Annotated in this window: 16 protein-coding genes; 8 read left to right on the top strand and 8 right to left on the bottom strand. The window is 70.8% G+C overall.

What is annotated here, in order from left to right; all coding sequences use genetic code 11:
• Positions 1-36 precede the first annotated feature (36 nt).
• Positions 37-1,944, bottom strand: a complete 1,908-nt coding sequence (cysN, locus tag ACODR1_RS10420) for a sulfate adenylyltransferase subunit CysN (protein ID WP_488880381.1) — start codon at positions 1,942-1,944, stop codon at positions 37-39.
• Complete coding sequence (gene cysD / locus ACODR1_RS10425) at positions 1,944-2,915, bottom strand: sulfate adenylyltransferase subunit CysD (protein WP_488880382.1); 972 nt, start codon at positions 2,913-2,915, stop codon at positions 1,944-1,946. The genes cysN and cysD overlap by 1 nt, the downstream gene beginning before the upstream one ends.
• 235 nt (positions 2,916-3,150) lie before the next feature.
• On the opposite strand from cysD, the gene ACODR1_RS10430 reads away from it, so the two are divergent.
• The 4 genes from ACODR1_RS10430 to ACODR1_RS10445 all read left to right on the top strand — a co-directional run bounded on the left by ACODR1_RS10430 (position 3,151) and on the right by ACODR1_RS10445 (position 7,601).
• Positions 3,151-3,348: a hypothetical protein gene (locus tag ACODR1_RS10430; RefSeq protein ID WP_133244772.1), complete on the top strand. Its 198-nt coding sequence runs from the start codon at positions 3,151-3,153 to the stop codon at positions 3,346-3,348.
• 198 nt (positions 3,349-3,546) lie between these two features.
• Positions 3,547-6,606, top strand: coding sequence for a coiled-coil domain-containing protein (locus tag ACODR1_RS10435; protein ID WP_488880383.1), 3,060 nt, complete (start codon positions 3,547-3,549; stop codon positions 6,604-6,606).
• 7 nt (positions 6,607-6,613) lie between these two features.
• A complete protein-coding gene (locus ACODR1_RS10440; protein WP_488880435.1) occupies positions 6,614-7,174 on the top strand; it encodes a sugar transferase in 561 nt (186 codons plus the stop codon).
• Positions 7,175-7,232: 58 nt separating this feature from the next.
• Positions 7,233-7,601, top strand: a complete 369-nt coding sequence (locus ACODR1_RS10445) for a PRC-barrel domain-containing protein (protein WP_488880384.1) — start codon at positions 7,233-7,235, stop codon at positions 7,599-7,601.
• A 125-nt stretch (positions 7,602-7,726) separates the two neighbouring features.
• Here ACODR1_RS10445 and ACODR1_RS10450 read toward each other — a convergent pair whose 3' ends face one another.
• Positions 7,727-9,175 carry a mannitol dehydrogenase family protein gene (locus ACODR1_RS10450; RefSeq protein ID WP_488880385.1) on the bottom strand — a complete coding sequence of 483 codons (1,449 nt, stop codon included), beginning with the start codon at positions 9,173-9,175 and terminating at the stop codon, positions 7,727-7,729.
• A 199-nt stretch (positions 9,176-9,374) separates the two neighbouring features.
• Between ACODR1_RS10450 and ACODR1_RS10455 the strand changes: the two genes are divergently transcribed.
• Both ACODR1_RS10455 and ACODR1_RS10460 read left to right on the top strand, forming a co-directional pair.
• The gene (locus ACODR1_RS10455) at positions 9,375-9,725 is read left to right on the top strand and encodes a hypothetical protein (protein ID WP_488880386.1); all 351 of its coding nucleotides are present in this window, start codon (positions 9,375-9,377) and stop codon (positions 9,723-9,725) included.
• 43 nt (positions 9,726-9,768) lie between these two features.
• Entirely contained in the window at positions 9,769-11,367 is a 1,599-nt protein-coding gene (locus tag ACODR1_RS10460) for an FAD-binding oxidoreductase (protein WP_488880387.1), read from the top strand.
• A gap of 22 nt (positions 11,368-11,389) precedes the next feature.
• Here the strand turns inward: ACODR1_RS10460 and nadC are convergent, their stop codons facing one another.
• From nadC to ACODR1_RS10485, 5 genes are all read right to left on the bottom strand, one after another.
• On the bottom strand, positions 11,390-12,232 hold the full coding sequence (gene nadC, locus ACODR1_RS10465; protein ID WP_488880436.1) for a carboxylating nicotinate-nucleotide diphosphorylase: 843 nt from the start codon (positions 12,230-12,232) through the stop codon (positions 11,390-11,392).
• A gap of 14 nt (positions 12,233-12,246) precedes the next feature.
• Entirely contained in the window at positions 12,247-12,840 is a 594-nt protein-coding gene (locus ACODR1_RS10470; protein WP_488880388.1) for a Uma2 family endonuclease, read from the bottom strand.
• Between the two features lie 29 nt (positions 12,841-12,869).
• Positions 12,870-14,384: an L-aspartate oxidase gene (locus ACODR1_RS10475; RefSeq protein ID WP_488880389.1), complete on the bottom strand. Its 1,515-nt coding sequence runs from the start codon at positions 14,382-14,384 to the stop codon at positions 12,870-12,872.
• Between the two features lie 135 nt (positions 14,385-14,519).
• Positions 14,520-15,605 (bottom strand): quinolinate synthase NadA, encoded by a 1,086-nt coding sequence (nadA, locus tag ACODR1_RS10480; protein ID WP_488880390.1) that lies wholly within the window; start codon positions 15,603-15,605, stop codon positions 14,520-14,522.
• 207 nt (positions 15,606-15,812) lie between these two features.
• The gene (locus ACODR1_RS10485) at positions 15,813-18,206 is read right to left on the bottom strand and encodes a PAS domain-containing protein (protein ID WP_488880391.1); all 2,394 of its coding nucleotides are present in this window, start codon (positions 18,204-18,206) and stop codon (positions 15,813-15,815) included.
• Positions 18,207-18,284: 78 nt separating this feature from the next.
• Here ACODR1_RS10485 and ACODR1_RS10490 point away from each other — a divergent pair, with 78 nt between their 5' ends.
• Both ACODR1_RS10490 and ACODR1_RS10495 read left to right on the top strand, forming a co-directional pair.
• Positions 18,285-18,761 (top strand): Dps family protein, encoded by a 477-nt coding sequence (locus ACODR1_RS10490; RefSeq protein WP_101719541.1) that lies wholly within the window; start codon positions 18,285-18,287, stop codon positions 18,759-18,761.
• Between the two features lie 14 nt (positions 18,762-18,775).
• Positions 18,776-19,993: a cell wall hydrolase gene (locus ACODR1_RS10495; protein WP_488880392.1), complete on the top strand. Its 1,218-nt coding sequence runs from the start codon at positions 18,776-18,778 to the stop codon at positions 19,991-19,993.
• The last annotated feature ends 225 nt before the right edge of the window (positions 19,994-20,218 follow it).

Genomic DNA, 20,218 nt, shown 5'->3' on the forward strand with positions numbered 1-20,218 from the left:
GCCGGCCCTGCACCCAGGGCCGGCGTGCTTGCCAGGTCAGATTTCGTAGGCGATCTCTTCGCCTTCCAGCCAGGCGACGATCTGTTCGGCCGCCGCGACCGGATCGACCTTGGTCGTGTCGATGACCAGTTCGGCCGCCTCGGGCGCCTCGTAGGGGCTGTCGATGCCGGTGAAGTTCTTCAGCTGGCCCGAGCGCGCCTTCTTGTAGAGGCCCTTGACGTCGCGGCTCTCGGCCACGGCCAGGGGAGTGTCGACGAACACCTCGACGAACTCGCCCTCGTTGAGGATTTCACGGGCCAGGCGGCGCTCGGCCCGGTAGGGCGAGATGAAGGCGGTGAGCACGATCAGGCCGGCGTCGACCATCAGCTTGGCGACTTCGGCCACCCGGCGGATGTTCTCGACGCGGTCTTCCTCGGTGAAGCCGAGGTCCTTGTTGAGGCCGTGGCGCACATTGTCGCCATCCAGCAGGTAGGTGTGGCGGCCCAGCGCGTGCAGGCGCTTTTCGACCAGGTTGGCGATGGTCGACTTGCCCGCGCCCGACAGGCCCGTCAGCCACACCACCCGGCCGCGCTGGCTCTTCAGGGCCGCGCGCGAGGCCTTGGAGACGTCGGTGTGCTGCCAGTGGATGTTGTCGGCCCGGCGCAGGGCGAAGTTCAGCAGGCCCGCGCCGACGGTGCGGTTGCTGATCCGGTCGATCAGGATGAAACCGCCCAGGTCGCGGTTGTCGGCATAGGCCTCGAACGGAATGGCCTGGTCGAGCGAGATGTTGACGTGGGCGATCTCGTTGAGCTCAAGCCGCTTGGCGGCCGTGTGCTCCAGCGTGTTGACGTTCACCCGGTGCTTGATCTCGGTGACGCTGGCGCCCACGAGGCGCGCGCCGATCTTCAGGAGGTAGGAGCGGCCCGGGGGCAGGGGCTCGTCATCCATCCACACCAGGGTGGCCTCGAACTGGCCGGCGACGGCGCTGGGGCTGTCGGCGGCGACCAGCACGTCGCCTCTGGAGACGTCCACTTCGTCGGCCAGGGTGATGGTCACCGACTGGCCGGCCACGGCCTGGTCGAGGTCGCCCGGCAGGGTGACGATGCGCGACACCCGGCTCTCGCGGCCCGAGGGCAGCACCTTGACCCGGTCGCCCGGCTTGACGACGCCCGAGGCCAGCTGGCCCGAGAAGCCGCGGAAGTCGAGGTTCGGACGATTGACCCACTGCACCGGCATCCGGAAGGCTTGCGCCTGCAGGCTGTCTTCGACCTCGACGCTTTCGAGCCAGTCCATCAGGATCGGGCCGTCGAACCACGCGGTGTGCTCGCTGCGCACGGCGATGTTGTCGCCGCCCAGGCCCGAGATCGGGATCGGGGTGAACACCGACAGACCGATCTTCTCGGCGAAGGCGCGATAGTCGGCGACGATGGCGTCGAAGGTCGCCTGGTCCCAGCCGACCAGGTCCATCTTGTTGACCGCCAGCACCACGTTGCGGATGCCGAGCAAGGACACGAGGTAGGAGTGGCGGCGGGTCTGGGTCAGCACGCCCTTGCGCGCGTCGATCAGGATCACGGCCGCGTCGGCGGTCGAGGCCCCGGTGACCATGTTGCGGGTATATTGTTCGTGGCCGGGGGTGTCGGCGACGATGAACTTGCGCTTGTCGGTCGAGAAGAACCGGTAGGCGACGTCGATGGTGATGCCTTGCTCGCGCTCGGCGGCCAGGCCGTCGACCAGCAGGGCGAAGTCGATCGCCCCGCCTTGCGTGCCCACGCGCTTGGAGTCGGCCTCGAGGGCGGCCATCTGGTCCTCGAAGATCATCTTGCTGTCGTAGAGCAGCCGGCCGATCAGGGTGGACTTGCCGTCGTCGACGCTGCCGCAGGTGATGAAGCGCAGCAGCGACTTGTTCTGGTGAGCCTCGAGATAGGCTTCGATGTCTTCGGCGATGAGGGCGGACTGGTGAGCCATCAGAAGTAGCCCTCCTGCTTCTTCTTCTCCATCGAGGCGGACTGGTCGTGGTCGATGACCCGCCCCTGGCGCTCGCTGGTGGTGGTCAGGAGCATCTCCTGGATGATCTCGGGCAGGGTCGAGGCGGTGCTCTCGACGGCGCCGGTCAGCGGGTAGCAGCCCAAGGTGCGGAAGCGCACGCTCCTGATCTGCGGCTCTTCGCCCTCGCGCAGGCGGAAACGCTCGTCGTCGACCATGATCAGGGCGCCGTCGCGCTCGACCACCGGCCGCGGGGCCGAGAAGTAGAGCGGCACGATCGGGATGTTCTCCAGGTGGATGTATTGCCAGACGTCCAGCTCGGTCCAGTTGGAGATCGGGAAGACGCGCAGGCTCTCACCGGGATGCTTGCGGGTGTTGTAGAGCTTCCAGAGTTCAGGGCGCTGGTTCTTGGGATCCCAGCGCTGCTCGGCCGAGCGGAAGCTGAACACCCGCTCCTTGGCGCGGCTCTTTTCCTCGTCGCGGCGGGCGCCGCCGAAGGCCGCGTCGAAGCCGTACTTGGCCAGGGCCTGCTTGAGGCCTTCGGTCTTCCAGAGGTCGGTGTGCAGGGCGCTGCCGTGGTCGAACGGGTTGATGCCGCGCGCCTCGGCCTCGGGGTTTTTGTGGACCAGGAGATCAAAACCAAGCTGCTCGGCGATCTTGTCGCGCAGCTCGTACATCGCCTTGAACTTCCAGGTCGTGTCGACGTGCAGCAGCGGGAAGGGCGGCTTGCTCGGATAGAACGCCTTGGCGGCCAGGTGCAGCATCACCGCGCTGTCCTTGCCGATCGAATACAGCATGACCGGGTTTTCGCACTCGGCCGCCACTTCGCGCATGATGTGGATGCTCTCGGCTTCCAGGCGCTGCAGGTGGGTGAGGCGGGCAGGCGTGATCAGCGGCATCGGCGGCTCGTAAGCGACGGCGGGCGCCTGGGGTGCAAGCTGGGTAAGGGCCAAGACGGTCGTCCGCAAACAGAAAAACTCCGCCGTCGCGCCGGGGGGGCGCTGGGCGAAAACCGGGGGAGCCTGCGACCTAGGTCTCTGGGGCCTCTGGAGCAAGGCGCAGAAATCTAGGGGCGCTGTCAGCTTGTGTGGGCGCCGTTGCGTCAACATGACCAAAAGTTCATTCGAGCACGGCCATTGATTGCGGCATAACAACGCTATCGGATCGACGGGTAAGCCGATGTCATTCTTGTCAGAACTCCTCGCAGCGATCGTGCTGTGGCTCTCGGCCACGGCGCTTTGCCAGTTTGGCGTGGTGATCGAGGAAAAGATCATCAAGCCGAAGGTCGAGCGCACCGTCGCGCGTTCGCCTCGCGAGGCCGCGCGCCTCGAAACCGCGCCCAAGATCATCTGTCCCGAGCAGGCCGCGCGCCTCGCCCGCGCCTGATCCGTCCGCCCCGGGATCGTCGGGGCGGCGCCTCCCAAAATCGCGCAACACTCGGTCCGCTTTGGGGAAAACCGCGTCAACCGGCTATGCGCGGACGCCTTTCGCGGCTAGGTTTACTCGCCTGCGCGATGAAGGGGCTTGCGCGCTGCGTCGCTGTGAGAGGCCCCCTCGTCGTTCGCCTTGGGACAGTGGCTGCGTATGAAGCCTAAGAAGCGCCGACCGCTCGACTTTTCCACCCTGCCGGTGGAGACGCCCCGCGATGATGCGGCGAATACGGCTGGCCTGCCTGAGTCGGAATCGTCCGCCTTCGATCTCGCCGAGCCGGATCCCGACGCCCCGATCAGCGAGCCGGACAACGATCTCGACATCGCCGATCTGCCGGGGACGGGCTTCCTGGCCGCGCCGCCGCGCGGCGCGCGCCCGCCGTCCTACCAGCCGCCGGAACCGCAGGCTGAGCCGGCGCCCGAACCGCTGACCTCGGCGATCGCGCCCGAGGCGATCGCGTCGGGGCCCGCACCTGAACCCGCGCCCGAGCCTGAAGCCGAACCGGCGCAGCCCGTCGCCGAGCCGTTCGAACCGGTGCTGCGCGAGGACCGTTCTTCGGCGCGCCGTTCGTTCTTCCGCGGGTCTTCCCCGCCGCCCGAACCGACCCCGCCCGAGCCCGTCGCGCCGCCGGGGCCCGAGCCGGTCGCCGAGGCCTCGCCGCCCGCACCCGAGCCTATGCCCGAATTCGCCCCGCCGCCGGAATCGCGAGCCCGGCGCACGCGCACAGCCGAGCGCCCGCCGGCCGACGACCTGCCGCCGCTGCCGACCTTCCTGACCGCGCCCGCCGCGGCCCAGCCGCCGGCCCCGCGTCCCGAGCCCGAACCGCCGGCCAAGTCGGAGCCGGCCGCGCGTCCGGCCGTGGCCGAACGTCCGGTGCAGGCCCTGGCCGAGCGCGCCGAACACAAGCCGATGCCGGGCGGCGTCTACTGGAGCATGGCCGTCTGCGTCGCCGCCCTGTGGGCCGTGGCGCCGGTGATGTTCGCCCTGGGCTACGGCCCGACCCTGCCGATGCCGGTGACCATGGCGGTGTTCGCCGCCCTGGCCGCGGGGCCGGCCGCCTTCATCCTGCTGGCCGCGTATATGCTGCGTCAGGCCATGGGCGTTTCGGCCGAGCTGCGCCGCACGCGCCAGCTGACCGACCAACTGCTCACGCCCGCGACCCTGGCCGCCGCCGGGGCGACCGGCGTGGTCGACGCCCTCAGCGGCCAGATCGACGCGGCCACCAGCGCCGCCGACGCCGCCCGCGAACGCATCATCACCCTGCGCCAGGCCTTGGCTGAAGAAACCGCCCGCCTGGTCGAGGCCGCCGATTCGTCCAGCCGCATGGCCAAGCAGCTGGCCGAGGGCCTGGGCCACGAGCGCACCGCCATGCAGGCGCTGTCGGCCGCCCTCGACACCCAGTCGACCGGCGTGGTCGACGCCATCGGCAGCCAGGCCCGCATGGTCGCCGAGGCCTCCGACCTGGCCGAAACCCAGCTGCGCGAAGCCGAGGCCGCCCTGGCCGCCCGCGCCGCCGACCTGGCCGCCGCCGCCGCCGAGGCGTCCGACGCCGCCCGCGTCGGGGCCGAGGACCTGTCGCGCCAGATCGCCCGCCTGGAGACCGCCGGCCAGGGCGTCGGCGACCAGATCGGCAATGTCGAGCGCAGCCTGGCGTCGCAGCGCGCGGCCCTGGTGACCGCCGCCCAGGCCCTGCGCGCCGACCAGGAAGACTTCTCCTCGGAGACCGAGACCCGCACCGCCCAACTCACCGAGTTCGTGGCCTACACCCGCGTCGGCGCCTCCGAGCTCGGCGACATCGCCGCCATGGGCGCCGAGGTGCTGCGCGGCCTGATCGTCTCGTCCGGCGACCAGCTGCGCGAGATGACCGAGGCCGCCCGCGCCGAGCGCGAGGCCCTGGCCGCAGAAACCCAGGCCGCTCTGGCCCGCCTGGAGGCCGCCGCCGCCGACCGTCGCGGCGACCTCGAGGGCGAGCTGACCCGCGCCATGAACGCCATCACCGACGCCGCCCAGCGGGCCGGGGAGGGTGTCGAGCTGCGCGTCGAGACCGCGCGCGGCCGCGTCGACCAGCTGAACGAGATCGCCTTCTCGGCCGGCCAGAAGGCCGACGCCGTGTTCGAGTCGCGCATGCAGGAGGCCCGCGACCTGATCGAGAACGCCGCCCAGGTGGTCGAGCAGGCCGGCGCCCGCACCGCACAGAAGCTGGCCGAAAGCGTCGAGACCGCCCGCACGGCGATCGCCGAGATGGAGCGCCTGCTGGTCGAGGCCGGCCAGAGCAGCGCCGCGCTGCCGGGCGAGGCCCTGGCCCGCGCCGCCGAGGTCCGCGCCCAGATCGAGAAGGGCATCGACGACCTGCGGGCCGCCGCCCGCCGCACCGCCGAGGAGACGGCGGCCATCGACCAGGCCTTCCAGGACCGCGTTCGCCGCAACTACGAAATGCTGAGCGAGGCGGTGACGCAGATGAACGCGGCCGCTTCCCAGACCCCGAGCTTCGTCGCGCCGCAGAGCCGCGGCGCCTCGGCCCTGGTGCGTCCGCCGCAACCTGCGCCGCAACCGGCCCCGCCGCCCCAGCAGCGCCAGGCGCCGCCGCCGCCGGTCCAGCCCGCGCCGCAGCCGCCGCGCGCCCAGGCCCCGCAGCCGCCGGCCTATCCCAATGACGACTTCGCGCCGCTGGAGCCGCCGCCGCGCCAGCGCCTGAAGCTGACCCCGACGGCCACCGACGACGAGTTCCGCACCATGTTCGACGCCGCCGGCGGTCGTGGCGCGGCGCCGACCCCGCCGCCCGAACCTGCGCAGGACGAGGGCGGCTGGAGCTGGAAGAACCTGCTGGGCGACATGCAGGCCAGCTCGCCGGGCGACGCGGCCCTGGGCGAGAAGCTGGCCGGCGAGATCCTGGCCATGGGCATCGACCCGTCGGCCCTGCTGCCGCGCGGCCGTATCGACGAGATCGCCGCCGCCATCCAGACCCACGACGAGGCCGGCGCCCGCGAGGTGGTCAAGAAGCTGGCCCCGGCCGCGATCCGTCGCCTGGTCCGTCGCCTGTTCTCCGACGCCACGCTGAAGGCCAACGCCGAGCGCTTCGTGCGCCGTTACGCCGGCATGGTGAACGAGGCGGCCCAGCAGGATCGCGAGGGCTTCCTCGTCGCCGCCCTGCTGGCCTCTGAGGCCGGCCGCGCCTACCTGCTGCTCGACGCGGCGGCCAGCGACCTGGCCTGATCCGGTGCTGAAGCGCGCCTTCGACTTCGCCGCCGCCGCGGCGGGCCTTGCCGTGCTGGCCCTGCCGCTGGCGGTGGTGGCTGTGCTGGTGCGCGCCACCTCGCCGGGGCCGGCGGTCTACTGGTCGCAGCGGGTTGGGCGGGGCAACCGCCTGTTTCCGATGCCGAAGTTCCGCACCATGCGGATCGACACCCCCGAGGTCGCCACCCACCTGCTGGACGATCCGCACCGCTGGCTGACGCCGGTCGGGCCGTTCCTGCGCAAGACCAGCCTCGACGAGCTGCCGCAGCTGTGGAGCGTGCTGGTCGGCCACATGAGCCTGGTTGGCCCGCGTCCGGCGCTGTTCAACCAGGACGACCTGGTGGCCGCCCGCACCGCCGCCGGCGTCCACGCCCTGCGTCCCGGCGTCACCGGCTGGGCCCAGATCAACGGTCGCGACGAACTGGCCATCCCCGACAAGGTGGCGCTGGACGCCGAGTACCTCGCCCGCGCCTCGTTCCTGTTCGACCTGAAGATCCTGCTGGGCACCGTCGCCCCCGTGGTGCTGGGAAAGGGCGTGCGGGCCTAGCCCCGGAACGTCGCCGTGTACGGAGCGTTCGCTTCGGGCATCAACACGGAGACAGCCCATGAAGCGGATCGTCATGACCGCCGTCGCGCTCGCCATGGTCGGCGGCGCGGCCTTCGCTCAATCGACCATCGCCCGTGACGAGACGCTTAGCGCCAAGGGTAGCTTCACCGTCGGCCAGATCGAGGACGCCGACGTCATCGACTCGGCCAACAGGAAGGCCGGCGAGGTCGAGCACGTATTGCTGGACGCGGCCGGCAAGCCGACCGCCGTGGTCATCGAGATCGACCGCGTGGGTCCCGACAAGAAGGTGGTGGTCGCTCTGGCCGACGTCTCGGTCGCGCCCGAGCCCGGCGATCCGAACGACTATCTCGTGCGCACCAGGCTGACCAAGGATCAGCTGGCCAACCTGCCGGACTGGAAGCCGTAGGCGCGGTTTCCCTCTTTCCGTAAAATCCCCGCGAAAGCGGGGACCCAGGTGTTTTATCGTCGAGCGCCACGCGTTTCAGAAGAAGCCTGGGCCCCCGCTTTCGCGGGGGTTTTACGGGTGAGGAGTTAGCCCAGCTCGCCGTACGCCTTCTCGACCGCCGCCACGAACCGGGCGTCGCCCGCCAGTTCAGCCGGGAACACGGCTTCCACCGCCAGGAACGCGGCGACATCGCCTTTTGTGTCGCCCGGCAGGGCCTGGACCACGGCCAGCAGGCGATCGGCCAGCGGGTCGGTGACGGCTGCGCCCTCGGCGGCGCGCAGCTTCAGGAACTGGAACCAGGCGGCGATCGGCACGGCCAGGCGATCGACGCTCTGGTCGGCCGCAAGGGCGTCCTTCACCGTGCCCAGAATGCGGAACGGCAGCTTCTGCGAACCATCCCAGGCGATCTGGCTGAGGAAGTGGCGGATCTCGGGATTGCGGAAGCGGTCGAGGATCGCTTCGGCGTAGGCGGGAAGATCCAGGCCACGCGGCGCGGTCAGGGTCGGGATGATGTCCTTGACCATCAGGTCGCGGGCCAGGGCCTCCAGCGCCGGATCGCCCACCGCCTCGAACACCGTCTCATGACCCTTCAGCAGGCCGGCATAGGCCAGGGTCGAGTGGACGCCGTTCAGCAGGCGCAGCTTGGCCCGCTCGAAGCCGCGCACGTCGTCGGTCAGGGTCACGCCGACGCTGGCCAGATCGGGAGCTCCATCGCCGAGCACGTCCTCGACCACCCACTGGGTGAAGGCCTCGCGCTGGATCGGCCAGGCGTCGAAGAGGCCCGTGGCGGCCTGCACGCGGGCGCGCAGGGCGTCGTCGGTGGCCGGTGTGATGCTGTCGACCATGGTCCGCGGGAAGGCTGCGTGCTGCTCGATCCACGAGGCCAGGGCCGGATCGACGGCCTGGGCGAAGGCCACCGTGGCCGCCCTCAGCCGCCAGCCGTTGTCGGCGAGGTTGTCGCAGGCCACGACGGCGTAAGGCGCCAGGCCGGCGGCGAAGCGGCGGCGCAGCCCCTCGACGATGTAGCCCACGGCGCTGATCGGCCGGCTGGGCGAGGCCAGGTCGTGGACGATGTCGGGATGGGCGATGTCGAGCTTGCCCTCGCCGGTCAGGGTGTAGCCCTTTTCGGTGACGGTCAGGGTGACCATGCGGGTCTGCGGGGCGGCCAGGCGGGCGAACACCGCCTCGGGGTCCTCCGGCGCGACCAGCACCTCCAGGATCGAGCCGATGACCCGGAAGCTGGTCTCGTGGTCCAACTGGGCCAGGGTGTAGAGGCCGTCCTGCGGCGATAGAGCGTCGCGCACGCCGGGGCTCTTCAGCGAGACGGCGCAGACGCCCCAGCGCGGATCGCTGGCCAGCAGCTGGTCGAAATAGAAGGCCTGGTGGGCGCGATGGAAGGCCCCGGGACCGAAGTGGACGACGCCGATCTCCACCTTGTCGCGCGCATAGGCCGGCAGGGCGACGCCGGGCAGGGCGGCGGGGAAGCTGGTGGCCGAGAGGCGGAGGGCCTGGCTGGCGGCGGTGTCGGTGGTCACGGGGGCGCCTCGATAATGAACCGGCGGGTCTTCAAGCCCGCCCGGACGCCTAGATGAGCCAGGAAGACACCGGTGGCAATGGCGGTTTCACAAAGACTTCCGCTACGGCGCCCATGGCGGACGGGAAACCCGCGTGGCGTTATAATTTTCACATAAAACCGATGCGTGCATCGCCACCCTGGCTGGGTAGGGGAAGATCATGCGTGCGATTCTGACGATTTTGGCGGTGCTGGCCTTGAGTGGCTGTGGTCGGGTGCAGGCCGACACGCCCGCGGCCCAGCGCGCGGCGGTGACCAAGGCCTGCCTGGACGGTGAACTTGAGGCCTTCGGACTGAAGCTCGACCGCGTGGGCTGCGCCTGCGCGTCCAACGTCCTGCAGGCCCAGCTGTCGCCCAAGGCGATGGCGGCGTTGGAGGACTATGCGCGCGGCCGGGGGGAAGGTTTCGACGCGGCCCGCGCCGGACTGAGCGGCGAGGAGAAGCTGATGCTGGATCCCAAGCGCCCGTCCGGCGCGCCCGACCTGCGCAAGGCGGCGGCCGACTGCCTCTGATCGAACGATCAGGCCAACCAGACAAGAGAGAGTGGGGGACACGATGCAGACCAAGCGCTACTTCGCCAGCCGGCGAGACTTCCTGGCCGCGGGCGGCTTCCTGGCGGCCAGCGCCGCCCTGGCGCCTGTCGCGGCCTATGCCGACCCACGTCTGGGGGCCTTGCCGCCGACGCCCGCGCCGGGCGGCCCGCCGGAGGCCCGCTGGGCGCAACTGTCCAAGGCGCTTTCGGGCCGGCTGCTGCGCCTGGGCGACGCCGACTACCAGGTGATCGCCCTGCCCAACAATCTGCGCTACGCCCACACCCTGCCGCAGGGCGTGGCCCGCTGCGCCTCGGCCGACGAGGTCAGTTTCGCCGTCCGCTGGGCGCGCGAGAACAACATCCGGCCGATCATCCGCGGCGGCGGCCATTCCTATGCCGGCTATTCGGTGACCGACGGCCTGCTGATCGAGACCAGCCTGATCAACTACGCCCGCTACGACAAGACGACCGGCGTCGCCCGGTTCGGGGCCGGGGCCCGCAACCGTGACCTCTATCGCCTGCTGCGCGCCGAGGACCGCGCGGTGACCCATGGCCGCTGCCCGTCGGTGGGGGCGGCGGGCTTCCTGCTTGGCGGCGGCATCGGCTTCAACATGCGCGCTCATGGCATGGCCTGCGACCAGCTGGTCGAGAGCAAGATCGTGCTGGCCGACGGCGCCCAGCGCCGGCTCCTGGCCAAGGCGCCCGACCCCCGCGACGCCGACCTGTTCTGGGCCTGCCAGGGCGGCGGCGGCGGCAATTTCGGGGTCAGCACCGAGTTCGCCCTGCAGACCTTCGACGTGAAGGGCAAGGTCGTCACCGTCTTCGACCTTTCCTGGAGCCGTACGCCGGAGATCCGCCCCGGCGTCTCGGTCGAGGCCCTGGGCGCCATGCTGATGGAGGTGCTGAACGCCGCGCCCGGCAAGCTGGGCTCGCGGGTGTCGTTCGGGGCGATCACGCCGCTCCAATACAAGGCCGGCTACGACGTGCCGATCAGCGTGCTGGGCCAGTACGCCGGCCCGCGCGAGGAACTGCTGAAGATCCTCAAGCCCGTGCTCGACGTCGCCCAGCCCACCGGCGGGGCGGGCGTCAACGAGCTGCCCTACTGGGCGGCGCAGGACTTCCTGCACGAGGACGGCTTCGCCACCTTCTACCAGGAGCGCTCTGGCTTCGTCAGGAACCCGAAGTTCGGCCTGGAGGACCTGGCGCTAGGCTTCAGGCATCTGCGCCAATGGCCGGGCGTCAACGGCTACTGCGACCTGCGTTTCTTCCAGACCGGGGGCGCGATCAACACGCCCAAGCCGGGCGACACCGCCTTCGTGCACCGCGACAGCCACTGGCTGATGGTGGTGGGCCTCTACTGGAGCGAGGGCGACAGCCACAACAAGATCCTGCTCGACGCCAACCGCGTCTGGCAGGACGAGTTCTACGCCGCCATGTGGCCGCGGGCCGGTGGCGGGGCCTACCAGAACTTCGCCGACCCCTCGCTGTCGCACGATCCCAAGAGGGCCGACTACTTCGCCACGGCCTATTACGGCGAGAACCTCGGCAGGCTGAAGGCGATCAAGGCCAAGGCCGACCCCGACAGGGTCTTCAACTTCAGCCAGGCGATCCCGCGGCCTTAGGAGCGTCGGCCGGCGCGGTCTGTCAGGCCGCGTCCAGCCCGATGTCGAGCACTGGGGCTGAGTGGGTGAGCGCGCCGACGCTGATCACGTCGACGCCGGTCTGCGCGATGGCCCGCACCGTCGTCAGGTTGACCCCGCCCGAGGCCTCCAGCACCGCCCGGCCCTTGGCCAGGGAGACGGCGGTCTTCAGGTCGTCCAGGCTGAAATTGTCGAGCATGACCACGTCCGGGCCGTGCTTGAGGGCGTCTTCCAGCTGGTCCAGGCCGTCGACCTCGACCTCGACCTTCACCAGGTGGCCGGCGAAGGCGCGGGCGCGACGGACGGCCTCGCCGACCCCGCCGCAGGCGGCGACGTGGTTGTCCTTGATCAGGATGGCGTCGTCGAGGCCGAAGCGGTGATTGACCCCGCCGCCGCAGCGCACGGCGTACTTCTCCAGCGCCCGCAGGCCCGGCGTGGTCTTGCGGGTGTCGACGATGGTGGCCCCCGTGCCCTCGACGAGGCGCACATAGGCGCGGGTCAGGGTGGCGATGCCCGACAGGCGGCCCAGCAGGTTCAGGCCCGTGCGCTCCGCGGCCAGCACGGCGCGGGCGTTGCCCTCGGCGCGGGCCAGCACGGCGCCCGGCGCGGCGTCGGCGCCGTCGGGCGTGACCACCTCGAAGGTCGCGGTCGGGTCGAGGGCGGCCAGCGCCAGGCGCGCGCACGACAGGCCCGCGACCCGGCCGTCCTGGCGGCTGGCGAACACCACCGACAGTCGGGCGTCGGCGTCGATGCAGGCCAGGCCCGTGATGTCGCCGGCCCGGCCCAGATCCTCGGCCAGGGACAGATCGACGATCGGACGGATGAGAAGGTCGGGCAGCGGCTCGATACGGGGAAGGAGGGTCAAAACAGCTCCGACAGCGGAATACGGACTTCGGGGGCGAACAGCGGCGACACGGCCGCGGCCTCGCCTTCGTGGACAGCGGTCTGGCCCCAGCTGCCGTCGGGACGCGGCTGGCTGAAGACGGTCAGGCGGCGAGCTTCCGGCTCGGCGACCCAGTATTCCGGCACGCCGGACGTGGCGTAGAGACGGCTCTTTACTGTCAGGTCGTTTCCGAGCGACGAGATCGAGACCTCGACCACCAGAACGGCGGCGTCGACTTCCGCGTACTTTCCCGCCGGGGCCCTGGCGACGAGAACGTCCGGATCAGGAGCGCTGTAACGTCCGAGCTTGAGCGTGGAGCCGGCGAAGACCTTCAGCGCCGAGGGGGACGAAAGCCCGCGTATCGCGCTCTTGAGGGCCGCGCCGACATTGATCGTGACTTCACCGTGATCCAACGAGGCCGGCGCCATGTGGATGATCTTCCCCTCGATCAGTTCGACGTGGCCGTCGATCTCGTCGAACACGCCGGCCTGATCCATGCGCTCGTACTGGTCGAAGTCGAACAGGAACTCGGTGTCCCCCCGTTCCTCGAAACCCGCGTTGGTCGCCGTCATGGTCGCGTCTCCGTTCCCCTTACGTACCACTACTCGGCGGCGTGGCGCAAACCGGCCTGGACGGGGTCGAGGGTGACGAAGGTGCGGACGGGGGCGGCCTTTTCGGGGAAGTCGGCGCGGAAGTGGCCGCCCCGGCTTTCCTGGCGAGCCAGGGCGGCGTCGACGATCAGCCGGGCGGCGACCAGGGGCGGGCAGGGGCCGTGGGCGGCCTCCAGCGCGGCGATCTCGGCTTGCAGGCAAGCGAGGCCAGCGGCGTCGCGGATGACGCCGGCGTCGCGGCTCATGGCCTTGCGCAGGGCCTGGAAGGCTTCGTCCGGCAGGTCGGGCAGCGGCGCGAGCGAGACGCTCTGGCCGCCCGCCTCGCCCTCGTTCGCCGCCGCGCGACCGGCGCGGGCGCCGAACACGGCCGCTTCCAGAAGGCTGTTGGAAGCCAGGCGATTGGCGCCCTGCACGCCGGTGGAGGCGCATTCGCCGGCGGCGTAGAGGCCCGGCAGGCTGGCGCGGCCGTCCAGATCGGTGGCCACGCCGCCCATGTGGTAGTGCACGGCGGGCGTGACCGGGATCATCTCGCGGCGCGGATCGATCCCTGCGCTCTGGCAGGCCTCGAACACGGCCGGGAATTCGTGCGGGAAGTGGCCGCCCACCGCCGTGGTGGCGTCGAGGAAGGCGCCGCGGCCGGCGGCGCGCTCGGCGTGGATGGCGCGGGCCACCACGTCGCGCGGGGCCAGCTCCTTGGCCGGGTGGTAGTCGGCCATGAAGGCGCGGCCATCAGTATTGCGCAGGATCGAACCCTCGCCGCGCAGGGCCTCGGTGGCCAGGGGGGCGGGGTCCCTGCCGATGTCGATGGCCGTGGGGTGGAACTGCACGAATTCGGGGTCGGCGATCTCGGCGCCGGCCAGGGCGGCCAGGCCCAGGCCTTCGCCGCGCACCTGGGCCGGCGTGGTGGTCACCGCATAGAGGCCGCCGACGCCGCCGGTGGCCAGGATCACTGCATGGCCGCGGACCTCGACCAGGGCGCCGTCGATTTCGGCCAGGACGCCGACCACGCGGCCGGTCTCGTCCTGGAGCAGGCGGCGGGCGCGGGCGTTCTCGCGCACCTCGATGCTCGGCGTGGCGCGCACGGCGGCCACGACGGCGGCCATGATCGCGGCGCCCGCCCCGTCGCCGCCGACGCGGGCGACGCGGGCCTTGGAGTGGGCGGCCTCCAGGCTGAGCACGAAGTCGCCGTCGGGCTTGCGGTCGAACGGCGCGCCCAGCGCGGCCAGGGCGCGGACGGCGGCGGGGCCTTCGCGGGTCAGCATCGCCACGGCGTCGCCGTCGCAGAGGCCGGCGCCCGCGGCGATGGTGTCGGCGGCATGCAGCGACGGCGTGTCGTCGCCGGCCAGGGCCGCGGCGAGGCCTCCTTGCGCCCAGGCGCTGGAGCAGCCGGTCGCCAGCGGCGTGGGCGACAGCACCAGCGCCGTCTTGGCCGCCAGCGCCGCGCTGAGGCCGGCCAGCCCGGCGCCGAGGATCACGGGGCCGTCGAAGGTGATGCGTTCGATCATCGTCTACTCCAGAGCCCCTCCCCCTTGCGGGGAGGGGGTGGGGTGGGGGTGTTGGACCGGACGTTCGACGTCGGTGCTGACACCCCCATCCGACCGCTTCGCGGCCACCTTCCCCGCAAGGGGGAAGGAGACCCGTTAAATCAACTCCACGTCCACGTGGTGGCGCGCCTTGACGAGGTCGTAGCGGGCCGGGGCGGCGGGCGGGGGCAGGTCGATCATCCGCTGCACGGCCTGGCGGGCGCGGTCGAGGACGTCGGCGTCGACCGTGACCTCGTACTGCTCGTGCACCAGGGCGTCGTAGATGTTCTGCAGCGTGATGCGCTTCATGTGCGGGCACATGTTGCAGGGGCCGATGAACTGGGTCCCGGGGCTTTCGGCCTGCACGTTGCTGGCCATCGAGCACTCGGTGATCAGCACCACCTGGGCCGGCTTGCGCGCCGCCACGTAGTCGTTCATCGCCGCGGTCGAACCGGCGAAGTCCGAGGCCTCGAGGATCTCGGCCGGGCATTCGGGGTGGGCCAGCACCTCGGCGCCGGGCCAGGCCGCGCGCATGTCGGCGATGTCCTGGGCGGTGAAGCGCTTGTGCACCTCGCAGTGGCCGGCCCAGGCGATGATCTTGACGTCCGTCTGGCGGGCGACGTTGCGGGCCAGGAACTCGTCGGGGATCAGGATGACCTTGTCGGTCCCCCATTCCTTGGCGGCCCACTCCACCACCTGCACGGCGTTGGCGCTGGTGCAGCAGATGTCGGTCTCGGCCTTCACGTCGGCGGTGGTGTTGACGTAGGTGACCACCGGCACGCCCGGATGGCGCTCCTTGATCAGCCGCACGTCCGCGCCCGTGATCGACGAGGCCAGCGAGCAGCCGGCCTTGAGGTCGGGGATCAGGATCTTCTTCTCGGGGCTCAGAACCTTGCTGGTCTCGGCCATGAAGTGCACGCCGGCCTGGACGATGATCTTGGCGTCCGACTTGGCGGCTTCCTTGGCCAGGGCCAGGCTGTCGCCCACGAAGTCGCCCACGCCGTGGAAGATGTCCGGCGTCATGTAGTTGTGGGCCAGGATGGCGGCGTTCTTCTCGCGCTTGATCCGGTTGATCTCCGAGATCAGCGGCGCCTGCAGACGCCATTCCATCGGGGTGACGTGGTGCTTGACCTTGTCCCAGACGGCGGCGGTTTCCGCCTCGATGTCGGCGGTGAAGGCGAGGGGCGCGAAACCGTCGGCCATGTCGTCCTCTCTTATGCTCAAAGTGAGCATTTCCTGGGCCTCAAAAAACGCCGGGCAAAGGTTGCGGCTCCGTCCGGCGTCGCGACTTATGCTGAAAGTGAGCATAAGGGGCTATCCACATATAGCCGCTCGTTCCGGGAATGCAAAGCATGCGGACGAAAAATCCCGCGACGGCGCGCAAGGACGTCCGTTCGGTCCAAGGGCAGGTCAATGCGGGCGGCGGGTCTCGAAGGCCTGGTCTATGGCCCGCACAAGCGCGTCCAGCGCATAGGGCTTGCGCAGAAGGGGCCAGGGGGCGGCGCGGGCTTCCGCCAGTTCCTGGCCGGTGTAGCCCGAGCTCAGCAGGATCGGCAGCTCTGGTCGTTCGGCCGACAGGATCGAGGCCAGGTCCACGCCGCTCTTGTCGCCGGGCATCATCACGTCGGTGAGCAGCAGGCCAAGGTCGGGATGGGCGCGGGCCATGCTCAGCGCTTCGTCGGCGTCGCCGGCCCGGCGCACGTTGTGGCCCAGTTCGACCAGCATGGCCTCGACAAGGTCGCCCACCTCGACGTCGTCCTCGGCCAGCAGCACCTCGACGCCGGGGCGGGGGGCGGGCGGGGCGACCGGCGCCTTCTGCAGGATCGCCCCCTCGTGGCTGGCCGGCAGCAGCAGCGAAACCGTCGTGCCCTGGCCGGGCTTGGACGCGATCTCGACCTCGCCGCCGCTCTGGCGCACGAAGCCGTAGACCTGCGACAGGCCAAGCCCCGTGCCCTTGCCCGAGGCCTTTGTGGTGAAGAACGGCTCGAAGGCGCGGGCGATGGTGTCGGCGTCCATGCCCTTGCCTTCGTCGCGCACCGAGACCCGCAGGTAGGCGCCGGGCTTCAGCTCGCCGCGCGGCTTGTCGACGGTTTCGGGGCCGGACTCCACGACGATCGTCCCGCCCGGCGGGCTGGCGTCGCGGGCGTTCACCACCAGGTTCAGCAGGGCGGCCTCGAACTGGCCGGCGTCGATCCGCGCCGTGCGCGTGCCCGAGCCCAGGCTGAGCTTCAGCGGCAGCACCTCGCCGACGGCGCGGCGCAGCAGGGCCTCGCTCTCGGCGATCAGGCGGTCCACCCGGCAGACCTCGGGATTGAGCGGCTGGCGGCGGGCGAAGGCCAGGAGGTGCTGGGTCAGTTTCTCGCCACGCCTGGCGGCCGAAAGCGCCGCGTCGATCATCTTGTCGCGCCGGCGGGCGTCGTCTGGGTGGCGCTGGACGGCGTCCAGGGCGCCGATGACCACGGTCAGCAGGTTGTTGAAGTCGTGGGCCACGCCGCCGGTCAGCTGGCCGATGGCCTCCAGCTTCTGGGCCTGGCTGAGGGCTGCCTGGGCCAGGTCGCGCTCGGCGACGGCGGCGTCGACCTTGTCGGCCAGCAGTTCGTTCATGCCCGTCAGCTTGGCCTCGGCCTCCTTGGCGTCGCTGACGTCGAAGGCGATGCCGATGAAGCCGGCGAAACCGCCGCCGGGGCCGTAGCGCGGCTGCGAGAACGATTTCAGCCAGCGCCACTGGCCGTCGGGCCGGCGATAGCGCGCTTCCAGGCTGAAGGGCCTGCGCGAGGCCTCGCCGGCGATCTGGGCCTTGAGGATGGTCGGCAGGTCCTCGGGATGGATGCGGGTGCGCCAGTCCAGCGTCAGGGCGTCGCGATAGTCGGCGCCGGCGAAGTCCACATAGGCGGCGTTGACGAACTCGCGCGCGCCGCCCATGCCGGTGATCCACATCAGGGCCGGGGCGCTGTCGGCCAGGGCGCGGAAGCGGGCCTCGCTCTCGCGCAGGCCTTCCTCGGCCTGGCGGCGCTTGGTGACCTCGAAATTGACGCCCAGCACGCGCACGGCGCGGCCTGCCGCGTCGCGCTCGATCCGGCCCAGGCCGTGGATCCAGCGTTCGCCGTCCGGCCCGTCGACCAGCCGGTACTCGACCTCGTAGAGCGGCCCGCTCTTGATCGCCCGCCTGATCTCCTCCTGCACCCGGGGACGGTCCTCGGGATGCACCGCGGACGCCACCTGCTCGAAATCCAGCGGACCGTCCGGGGGCAGGCGCAGGTTGCGCCGCGCGGCCGGCGACAGGTGCAGGGCCCCGGTGGTCACGTCCCACTCCCAGGGGCCGACGCCGGCGGCGGCCTGGGTCACGTCCAGCCGCGTCTCGGCGTCCTGCTGGCGGCGGCGGGCCTCGGCCAGGCCGATCACCGCCTGGCGCATGCCGTGGGCCACCGCCGTCGTGGCCGTGGCCGAGACCAGGTACAGCACCATCGAGGCGGTCTGCGGCTCGCTCAGGGTGTCGGCATAGCGGCCGGCCCACAGCCACCAGCCCAGCGCGGCCCCGCTGGCGATCGGCACGAGCCCCCAGCGCCAGCCGGCGTACAGCGTCACCAGCACCATGGCCGGGAAGAAGGCCTGGGTCGCGCCCAGGGTCTGGTCGGGCCCCAGCAGGGCGAAGCGCATGCCCAGCGCCGCCAGCGTGGCCACGATCGCAGCCAGGGCCGCCCGCCAGAACGGCGGAGGAACCTCTGGTATGAGCCACGCGCTTAGCAGGGCGGACGCCGCGAGGCGCGGCGTCGGCGTGGGGGCGAGCGGATCGTTTTTGTTCATTCTTGCTCCGCGCTCATGAGCAGGCTTGCCAAGAGCATGGACACGCTTACCTAGGACACGCAACACGGGAGATCATGAATGGCGACCGCTCCGAACATCGGCATTTCGGCCAAGCAACGCGCTGACATCGCGCAGGGACTGAACAAGGTCCTGGCCGACAGCTATGCGCTCTACCTCAAGACGCACGGCTATCACTGGAATGTTCGCGGGCCCTACTTCCAGTCCCTGCACATCCTCCTGGAAGGCCAATACAACGAAGAATGGGCCGCTCTTGACCTGATCGCCGAGCGCATTCGCGCCCTGGGCGAGCTGGCGCCGCAGGGCTACGCCGCCTTCGGCAATCTCTCCAGCATCAAGGACGGCGACGCCGAAAAGGACTGGGAGGGCATGATCAAGGAACTCCTGGCCGACAACGAGACGGTCATCGCCACCCTCCGCGGCGCCATCGACGCCCCCGACGAGGCGGGCGACGAAGCCACGGTCGACCTCTACACCCAGCGCCTGGCGGCCCACGAAAAGCACGCCTGGATGCTGCGCTCGACCCTGAGCAAGTAATCCGACCACCCCGCGTGCCGTCCTCAAGGCGACATCCGGGCAAGAAGGCCGCCGCGGCGCTGATCGCCGTCGGCGGCCTTTCTGCGTGCGCCACCGCCTATCACCTGCCGCGCCAGCACGGACGGGCGGCGGGCCTAGCCAGCCAGGCGGGCGCGCTGTCCGACGCCGGCCTGGCGCGCTACACGGCCGACATGGATCCGGCGATGCTGGCCCTGGCCCGGCGCCACGATCCGCGGCCGCGCAAGGACTACTGGGGCCGGGTGCGGGGCTGGGAGGTGATCGACATCGCCACGATCCCGGTGCTCGGCGATGGCGTCGCCAGCTTCGAGGACGCGCGGCTCATCAACGGCTACCGCGCGCCCGCGCCCCTGCCGATCGAGGCGGCCAGGCCCTTCGTGCTGAAGACCTCGGGCGAGGAGCGGGCGAGGGCGCTGCATTGCCTGACCCAGGCGGTCTATTTCGAGGCCGGCTTCGAGCCCGCCGAGGGCCAGCAGGCCGTGGCCCAGACCGTGCTCAACCGGCTGCGCCATCCGGGTTATCCCAAGTCGATCTGCGGGGTGATCTACGAGGGGTCGCTGCGCAGCACCGGCTGCCAGTTCAGCTTCACCTGCGACGGCTCGCTGGAGAAGGCCGTGGTCCCGACGATCTGGGACCGCGCCCAGGCCGTGGCCCGGCGGGCGCTGTCGGGCTTCGTCATGAAGGACGTGGGCGTGGCCACCCACTACCACGCCGATTACGTGGCCCCGTACTGGGCCCCGACCCTGGTCAAGCTGCGCCAGGTCGGCACGCACATCTTCTATCGCTGGACGGGGCCGTCGGGCACGCTGGCGGCCTTCAAGGGCCGCTACGCCGGCGGCGAAACCCGGATCTCGACGGCCACCCTGATGGGCGCCGACCCGCGCACGCTGGAGGCCGCGCCGCCCGCCGTCCTGGCCCAGAACCTCGCCCAGGCCCTGGGCGGCCCCGCGCCGAGCGCGGCCCTCAAGGACGCCCGGCTGGTGGTCATCCCCGATGCGGCAGCGCCCGGCGGCGAGCGGATCAGGGTCGAGGGCAGCGTCGCGGGCCGCCGCATCGCCACGCCCGAAGAGATCGCCCGCATCAACAAGGCCCTGGAAGTGCTGCCCGAGGTCCAGGCCGAAGCCGCGGCCAAACCAGCGCCCCCGCCTGTCGTCGAAGCCCCGCCGCCGCCCAAGCCGAAGCCCCGGCCGCCGAACTTGCTGAACCCGCTTTGAAAGACCCTCTCCCTCTGGGGGAGGTGGCCCGGAGGGCCGGAGGGGGGCGTTCTCAGCTGCTGCTGAGCTAGTGGCCATACCCCCATCCGTAAAATCCCCGCGAAAGCGGGGACCCAGGCTTTTCTGCAATTCGCCGCGCTCGACGATAAAACACCTGGGCCCCCGCTTTCGCGGGGGTTTTACGGAGATGGTGAAACTCCCCCTTCAGGAAGCATCAAAGAAAAA

It is taken from the genome of Caulobacter sp. FG7 (genome assembly GCF_057808875.1).

What these genes read in the sequence shown, in the direction of transcription:
- cysN (WP_488880381.1), bottom strand. Translation starts at nt 1,944, where the DNA reads ATGGCTCACCAGTCCGCCCTCATCGCCGAAGACATCGAAGCCTATCTC.
- ACODR1_RS10435 (WP_488880383.1), top strand. Translation starts at nt 3,547, where the DNA reads ATGAAGCCTAAGAAGCGCCGACCGCTCGACTTTTCCACCCTGCCGGTG.
- ACODR1_RS10445 (WP_488880384.1), top strand. Translation starts at nt 7,233, where the DNA reads ATGAAGCGGATCGTCATGACCGCCGTCGCGCTCGCCATGGTCGGCGGC.
- ACODR1_RS10455 (WP_488880386.1), top strand. Translation starts at nt 9,375, where the DNA reads ATGCGTGCGATTCTGACGATTTTGGCGGTGCTGGCCTTGAGTGGCTGT.
- ACODR1_RS10460 (WP_488880387.1), top strand. Translation starts at nt 9,769, where the DNA reads ATGCAGACCAAGCGCTACTTCGCCAGCCGGCGAGACTTCCTGGCCGCG.
- ACODR1_RS10470 (WP_488880388.1), bottom strand. Translation starts at nt 12,840, where the DNA reads ATGACGGCGACCAACGCGGGTTTCGAGGAACGGGGGGACACCGAGTTC.
- ACODR1_RS10475 (WP_488880389.1), bottom strand. Translation starts at nt 14,384, where the DNA reads ATGATCGAACGCATCACCTTCGACGGCCCCGTGATCCTCGGCGCCGGG.
- nadA (WP_488880390.1), bottom strand. Translation starts at nt 15,605, where the DNA reads ATGGCCGACGGTTTCGCGCCCCTCGCCTTCACCGCCGACATCGAGGCG.
- ACODR1_RS10485 (WP_488880391.1), bottom strand. Translation starts at nt 18,206, where the DNA reads ATGAACAAAAACGATCCGCTCGCCCCCACGCCGACGCCGCGCCTCGCG.
- ACODR1_RS10490 (WP_101719541.1), top strand. Translation starts at nt 18,285, where the DNA reads ATGGCGACCGCTCCGAACATCGGCATTTCGGCCAAGCAACGCGCTGAC.